General features: G+C 71.2%; 5 protein-coding genes. 3 read left to right on the top strand and 2 right to left on the bottom strand.

The annotated features are described in order from the left end of the window. Positions 1 to 238: 238 nt before the first annotated feature. On the bottom strand, positions 239 to 1,174 hold the full coding sequence (locus tag ACS5PV_RS32625) for a 2-hydroxyacid dehydrogenase (protein ID WP_455399462.1): 936 nt from the start codon (positions 1,172 to 1,174) through the stop codon (positions 239 to 241). 293 nt (positions 1,175 to 1,467) lie between these two features. On the opposite strand from ACS5PV_RS32625, the gene ACS5PV_RS32620 reads away from it, so the two are divergent. The 3 genes from ACS5PV_RS32620 to ACS5PV_RS32610 all read left to right on the top strand — a co-directional run bounded on the left by ACS5PV_RS32620 (position 1,468) and on the right by ACS5PV_RS32610 (position 4,627). Beyond that, positions 1,468 to 2,136: a haloacid dehalogenase type II gene (locus ACS5PV_RS32620; RefSeq protein WP_455399461.1), complete on the top strand. Its 669-nt coding sequence runs from the start codon at positions 1,468 to 1,470 to the stop codon at positions 2,134 to 2,136. Positions 2,137 to 2,215: 79 nt separating this feature from the next. Further along, on the top strand, positions 2,216 to 3,676 hold the full coding sequence (locus ACS5PV_RS32615; RefSeq protein ID WP_455399460.1) for an NAD-dependent succinate-semialdehyde dehydrogenase: 1,461 nt from the start codon (positions 2,216 to 2,218) through the stop codon (positions 3,674 to 3,676). 84 nt (positions 3,677 to 3,760) lie between these two features. Further along, positions 3,761 to 4,627, top strand: a complete 867-nt coding sequence (locus tag ACS5PV_RS32610; protein WP_455399459.1) for a GNAT family N-acetyltransferase — start codon at positions 3,761 to 3,763, stop codon at positions 4,625 to 4,627. Positions 4,628 to 4,996: 369 nt separating this feature from the next. On the opposite strand, the gene ACS5PV_RS32605 is transcribed toward ACS5PV_RS32610, so the two are convergent. Then, complete coding sequence (locus ACS5PV_RS32605) at positions 4,997 to 6,397, bottom strand: FAD/NAD(P)-binding protein (protein WP_455399458.1); 1,401 nt, start codon at positions 6,395 to 6,397, stop codon at positions 4,997 to 4,999. Between the last annotated feature and the right edge of the window lie 415 nt (positions 6,398 to 6,812).

The following is a 6,812-nucleotide window of genomic DNA, read 5'->3' as shown; positions in this document are numbered from 1 at the left end:
AGCGCCGGGTTGCCCTGGCCCTTGCTTCACCGTCTCTGAGGAAGTCCTTCGGGCTGAGCCGTATGTCTCGGCGCCCCGTCGGTGAGCGGTCGTTTAAGGGTCGCCGGCTCGCCTGTCAACTCGGCCAGCTCCCGAAGGATCCGGCCGAGGCGAGGGGGGAGGGCAGGGGACTGCCCGGACCCCGCGGCCCGACTTGTACCCTAGATGGGTATGTACGGCGTGCGTTCAAGTGCCGGCTTCAATAGCCCTGCGATCGATCGACGGCGTGGGGAATCGGCTCGCCGCGCAGATGCGCGCGCACGCCGTGGATCACCTGTCGCGCCGCGCCCGCCGGCTGCGTGGCGCTCGCCACGTGCGGGGTCATCATGACCAGGGGATGCGCGAGGAGCGGGTGGTCGGCCGATGGTGGCTCGGGCGCCATGACGTCGAGGACGGCGCCGGAGAGCTGCCCGCTATCGAGGGCGGCGAGCAGGTCCGCCTCGACCGCGTGGCCGCCGCGGCCGGCATTCACCAGCCCGGCGCCGGAGGGCAGCCGGGCGAAGAGGTCACGGTTGAGAAGGCCGCGCGTCGCCGGCGTGAGGGGCAGCAGGCAGACCAGGATGTCGGTGTCGGACAGGAACGCGCTCAGGGTCGCGTCGCCCGCGAAGGTCTCGATCCCGTCGAGGGATTTTTGGGACGCGCTCCAGCCGCGGACCGGGAAACCGAACCCGCTGAGCGCCCGCGCCGCGGCCTGGCCGAGCACGCCGAGGCCCATGAGGCCGACCCGGCGCTCCGTCGCCGGCCGCACCGGCCGTGGGGTCCAGCGCCCGGCCGCCTGCTCGGTCCGGTAGAACGGCAGGTCGCGGTGGAGCGCCAGCACCGCCATCACGACGTACTCGACCATCGAGGCGGTGAGGTTCGGGTCGACCATCCGCACCACCTGCACGGCGTGCGGCAGGTCGTGGACGGGGAGGTGGTCGATACCGGCGCCGATGCAGAACAGGGCTTCGAGCCGCGGCATCGCGCGGGCGAGATCCGGCGGCGGCGTCCAGGCGACGAGGTAGGGGGCTTGCGCCGCCTCGCCCTCCGGGTCCCAGTCGACGAGGCGCAGGTCGGGTGCCTCGCGGGCGAAGATCTCGTGCCAGACGGCGCCGCGGACCGGGTCCGACTTGTAGGCGATGACAGGGCGGGTCATGGGGGCCTCGCAGGTTCACGGAGGCGGCGCACGTCCAGGGCCGCCGCCGATGAAGGAACGATAAGCGGCCTGCGCCCGCGGGAGACGCCGAATTCCGGGTCGTCGGCAGGCCGAACGCCGCGACGGGCGGGTCCGCGGCGGCAGAGGCTGCGGTGCGGCCCGTCCGGCACGACATGCCGTCGTGCGGCGATGAAAGCGCAGGATCACCGCCCCGGAGGGCGCCAGATCGGCGTCCGCCTGCGGTCAAGGGGGCTTACCTTTCGGCCACGGTCGAACACCGCAGGGAGATCCCGATGACCCGCCTGGCGCCCAAGTACATCACCTTCGATTGCTACGGCACGCTGATCTACTTCGAGATGGCGCCCGTCGCCCGCCGGCTCTACGCCGACCGCGTTCCCGCGAAGCGCATGGACACCTTCGTGGACGACTTCTCGGCCTACCGCCTCGATGAGGTGCTGGGCCCGTGGAAGCCCTACAAGGAGGTCGTCGCCAACTCCCTCATCCGCACCTGCAAGCGCAACGGCATCGAATACCGCGACAGCGACGCCGAGGCGGTCTACGCCGCGGTGCCGACCTGGGGCCCGCACCCGGACACGGTCGAGGGTCTCGCCAAGGTCGCCAGGGAATTCCCCCTGGTGATCCTGTCGAACTCGATGAAGGACCTGATTCCGCATTCCGTCGCCAAGCTCGGCGCGCCGTTCCACGCCGCCTACACGGCGGAGGAGGCCCAGGCCTACAAGCCGCGGATGCAGGCCTTCGAGTACATGCTCGACCAGCTCGGCTGCGGGCCCGAGGACATCCTGCATTGCTCCTCGAGCTTCCGCTACGACCTGATGACCGCGCACGACATGCACATCACCAACAAGGTGTGGGTCAACCGCGGCCACGAGCCGGCCAACCCCTATTACGGCTACCACGAGATCAAGGACATCCGCGGTCTGCCGGGCCTGCTCGGCCTGTGAGGCCGGGCGCCGCGCGGTGATCCGACCGGTCGCCGCGCGTTCCGATCCATCCCCCGACCCGACGTCCCGAGGACGAGCCATGTTCACCCAGGACCGCCTGCGCGATCCCGCGCTCCTGCGCTTTCAGGCCTTCATTGCCGGCGAGTGGCGCGACGCCGACGCCGGCGGCAGCCTGCCCGTGACCGATCCGGCGACGGGGGAGATCCTCGGCACCGTGCCGGATTGCGGCGCGTCGGAGACCCGTGCGGCGATCGCCGCCGCCGAGACCGCTTTTCCGGCCTGGCGCCGCACGGCGCCGGCCGAGCGCGCGGCGATCCTGGAGCGCTGGAACGTCCTGATCCTCGAGAATGCCGAGGACCTGGCGGCGATCATGACCGCCGAGCAGGGCAAGCCCCTCGCGGAGGCTCGCGGCGAGGTCGCCTACGGAGCAAGCTTCGCGAAGTGGTTCGCGGAGGAAGCGCGCCGCATCACCGGCGACGTGTTCACCGCGCCCGTGGGCGACCGCCGGGTGCTGGTGCTCAAGGAGCCGGTCGGCGTCTGCGCGGCGATCACGCCGTGGAACTTCCCGATCGCGATGATCACCCGCAAGGTGGCGCCGGCCTTCGCCGCCGGCTGCCCGATCGTGGTCAAGCCCGCCGACCTGACGCCGTTCTCGGCCCTGGCGCTGGCGGTGCTCGCCGAGCGGGCGGGGGTGCCGAAGGGGGTGTTCAGCGTCGTCACCGGGCAGGCGGCGCCGATCGGCGCCGAGATGACCGGCAGCGAGACCGTACGCAAGCTGTCCTTCACCGGCTCGACCGCCATCGGGCGGCTGCTGATGGCCCAGTCCGCCCCGACCATCAAGCGGCTGAGCCTGGAGCTCGGCGGCAACGCGCCGTTCATCGTGTTCGACGACGCCGATCTCGACCAGGCGGTCGCCGGCATCATGGCCTCGAAGTTCCGCAATGCCGGTCAGACCTGCGTCTGCGCCAACCGCATCCTGGTGCAGGACGGCATCCACGACCGCCTCGCCGCGCGCCTGGCGGAGACCGCGACCGCGCTTCGAGTCGGCAACGGCTTCGACGCCGGCGTCAGTATCGGGCCGCTGATCAACGACGCGGCGGTGGCCAAGGTCCGGGCCCATCTCGACGACGCGCTCGCCCGCGGCGCCCGGCTGGTGGCGGGCGATGCCGGCGGCGTGCGCGGCCGCTTCGTGCCGCCGCTGGTGCTGACCGGGGCCGATACCGGCATGCGGCTCGCCTCCGAGGAGACGTTCGGGCCGCTCGCTCCCCTGATGCGCTTCTCGCGCGAGGAGGACGCGGTCGCCATCGCCAACGCGACGCCGTTCGGCCTCGCCTCGTACTTCTACACTGCCGACATCCGCCGGGCCTGGCGCGTCGGCGAGGCGCTGGAATTCGGCATGGTCGGGCTCAATACCGGGACCGTCTCGATGGAGGCCGCGCCCTTCGGCGGCGTCAAGCAGTCGGGCCTCGGCCGCGAGGGCTCGGCCTACGGCATCGACGAGTACCTGGAGTTGAAGTCGTTCCACATGGGCGGTCTCTGACCGTTCCTGCTTTCCGGCAGCCCGGCCCTCTTTCAGGGCCGGGGCGCTTCTCTTTCCCGGCCTGCGGCACGGAGATCCGACACGATGACGAACCCTGCCACCCTGACCCGGACGGACGCCGCGCCGACGATCCGGCCGATGACCGAGGCCGACATCGCGGCTTTGCACAGCCTCTCGGTCGAGGCGCGCTGGCCGCACCGGGCGGAGGATTGGCGCCTGATGCGGGAGATCGGTCACGGCCTCGTCGCCTGCGACGCGGACGGAACGGTGACGGCTTGCGCGATGTGGTGGGCCTTCGGCGACGGGCTCGCCACCATCGGCATGGTGATCGTCTCGCCCCGGCTGCAGGGCCGGGGCCTCGGCCGGCGGCTGATGCGGGAGCTCTTCTCCGCCGCAGGCTCGCGCACGATCCGGCTCACTGCGACGGAGGCCGGCCGGCGGCTCTACGAATCCGAAGGGTTTCGCGTGACCGGCTCCAACACCCAGTACCAGGGAATCGTCGAGGCCGCCGCGGCGGTCGACGACCCGCGGGTGCGACCCGCCACGGACGCCGACGGGCCGGCCATCGCCGCCCTCGACCGTGAGGCGTCGGGCGGCGACCGGAGCCGGATGCTCGACGCTCTGCGCCAGGCGGGGCGCACCTTTGTTCTCGAGGAGGGCGGCCGGATCGCCGGCTACGCGATCTGCCGTCCCTTCGGTCGCGGCCACATCGTCGGTCCCATCGTGGCCTCCGATGCAGGGGCTGCCGTCGCGCTCGCCAGCCCGCACGTGCGGGCGCATGACGGGACATTCCTGCGCCTCGACACGCCGGAGCGTGACGGGCCGCTCGTCGCCTTCGCGCAGGCCTGCGGGCTCGCCAACGTCGATCTGTCGGTGACGATGACCCGGGGCGAACCGCCGTCAACCGGCCCGGCCCGGATTTTCAACCTCGCCAACCAGGCGCTCGGCTAGCGCCGCGCCCGATCGCGCTGCAATCGGGCGCGGCGCTGAATATCTGATTTTACAAGATTTTATACGACGGACCGGTCTCCGCTTCCTCGGAGAATGCTCTCGAGCTCGTTCCAACGAAGTGGAGACCGGTTCGCCGTCGAAAATGCGGCGCCACCGGTGAGATCCGGAGCAGCGTTCGGTTGCAGGGCGATTGAATGCTGCTCTCGACACGCGTGGCGGGGTGCGGCAGGCTCGCGTCCCGCGAAAGCGACGGGCAGCGGGCCGAAATGTCGACGCGATTCGCATAATTAGCATTATGGAACCAACGCCCGCATTCCTGGCATCCTGCTCAAGGCACTGACGCTGAACGGTTTCGCGCCGAAGGCCGATTCAGGCCGTCTCCCGCGTGGCCCGAGCCGCTACATTGTGCAGCCGCGCGGCAACCGTCCGCGCGAGCTCCGCCGCCTGGCTGCGGATGTCGGGCACAGCCGTACACTCCCACAGCGTCCCGCGCAGCAGCGGCCCGAGAGTCCAAAGCGGCCGGGCGGCCTCGCCGCGCTGGTCCAGCACCGCCAGGTTCTCCGCCACGGCGAGGCCGAGCCCGAGGGCGTCGGGCCGGATCAGTCCGCGGCCCATCAGGCGGCGCAGGAGCAGGTCGTCGGTATCGGCGACGCGCCCGACCCCGGAGGCATCGATGATCCGCTGCACCTCGACGACCACCGGCGCGGCCGCACCCCGTTCGCGCAGGGTCACCCGGGCGTGGCCGGCCGCGTCCTCGACCGCGACCACCCGGGCACGCATCAGGCTCAGCCCGCCGCGGGCGCGCTCGCGCCCGATGATCTCGGCGGCGGGCGGCGCCATCCGGTGGCGGTGCACGTCCCAGAAGGCCCGGACGTGGCGCAGGAAGCGGCGCTGCTCGGCGAGCGGCAGGCCGCGCCAGAGGCCGATGCTGCTCCCCCTCAGGGCATCGATCACGCTGCGCCAGTCGACCCCGGCGGCGTCGGCCCGACGGGCCTCGTCGCGCAGGAATCGCAGCAGCGCCGGGAGCGATCGCTGCGCCGCGGCCGGGATCGCGGGCGCGGGCCAAGGCGCGGTCGCGGCATGGACTTGCGGCAGCAATCCGTGGCGCGACACGGCGAGGATCGGCCCGGCGAAGCGGCGCTGGCGCAGGGCCGCGACCGCGTCGACCATGGTCAGCCCGGTCCCGACGATGAGCAGCGGCATGTCGGGCCGCAGGTCGTCGAGGGGCGCGTCGCCCCAGGGATCGACCGCGTAGCGGCTGCGCGGTCCGCGCGGTGCCCGCAGGTTGCCGCAGGCCAGGATCGCGCCGGCGACCCTGCGCCGACGCCCGGCCGCGAGCGTCAGCTCAAATCCGTTCGCGACCGGGGCGAGATCGACCACCTCGTCGTTCTCGAGCATCAACCGCGGCGCCGGTCCCGGCTCCGACAGGGCCGTGAGCAGCAGGTCGGTCAGGTACCGGCCGTAGAGGCCGCGTGCCGCGAACAACCCGGCCGGCGTCGATCGGGTCCAGGCGATACCGTCGAGGGGACATCCTTCCAGCCAGCTGGAAAAATGCTCCGGCTGGTCCGGAAACGCGCTCATGTTCGTGGCGCGCACGTTGAGCAGGTGATCGCTGCAACCGGTCGCGTAGGCGAGCCCGCGGGCAAAGGCACCCGATTTCTCGCACAGCAGGACCGGGCGCTCCGGCATCAGCCGGCTCAGGTGCAGGGCCGCCATCGTGCCGCTGAACCCGGCACCGATTACCGCGAGGGGTGGAAGGGTCGTGCGCATTCGCCGTCACTCTCCTGCGTCGTCGCCTTATGTAGGAGACTCAGACCGAAAGGTCTCGGCCGCAGCCATCCGTGAGCCGGATCGATGCCTTGCGAGCGCAGGAGCTACAGGCCCCTCCCCCACCGCCTCGGCCGGATCCCTCCGGGAGCTGGCCGAGTTGACAGGCGAGCCGGCGACCCTTAAACGACCGCTCACCGACGGGGCGCCGAGACGAACGGCTCTGCCCCAGGGACTTCCTCAGAGACGATGAAGCAAGGGCCAGGGCAACCCGGCGCTGCTTTCTGTTCTCTATGGTACAGGATCAGGCTTCGGCCCGATCGGCTCTTTGACAAGTTCATACGAGAAAGAGAAGCGTGGACGGCGTCGTCCCTGCGGGCTGATTTCTTCGAAATCAGTCGTGAGTAGGATGATGCTG

Source organism: Methylobacterium sp. Gmos1, assembly GCF_053764715.1.
The sequence above is the reverse complement of the archived record's forward strand: the minus strand, read 5'-3'. Positions and strand labels throughout refer to the sequence as shown.

What these genes read in the sequence shown, in the direction of transcription:
- ACS5PV_RS32625 (WP_455399462.1), bottom strand. Translation starts at nt 1,174, where the DNA reads ATGACCCGCCCTGTCATCGCCTACAAGTCGGACCCGGTCCGCGGCGCC.
- ACS5PV_RS32620 (WP_455399461.1), top strand. Translation starts at nt 1,468, where the DNA reads ATGACCCGCCTGGCGCCCAAGTACATCACCTTCGATTGCTACGGCACG.
- ACS5PV_RS32615 (WP_455399460.1), top strand. Translation starts at nt 2,216, where the DNA reads ATGTTCACCCAGGACCGCCTGCGCGATCCCGCGCTCCTGCGCTTTCAG.
- ACS5PV_RS32610 (WP_455399459.1), top strand. Translation starts at nt 3,761, where the DNA reads ATGACGAACCCTGCCACCCTGACCCGGACGGACGCCGCGCCGACGATC.
- ACS5PV_RS32605 (WP_455399458.1), bottom strand. Translation starts at nt 6,397, where the DNA reads ATGCGCACGACCCTTCCACCCCTCGCGGTAATCGGTGCCGGGTTCAGC.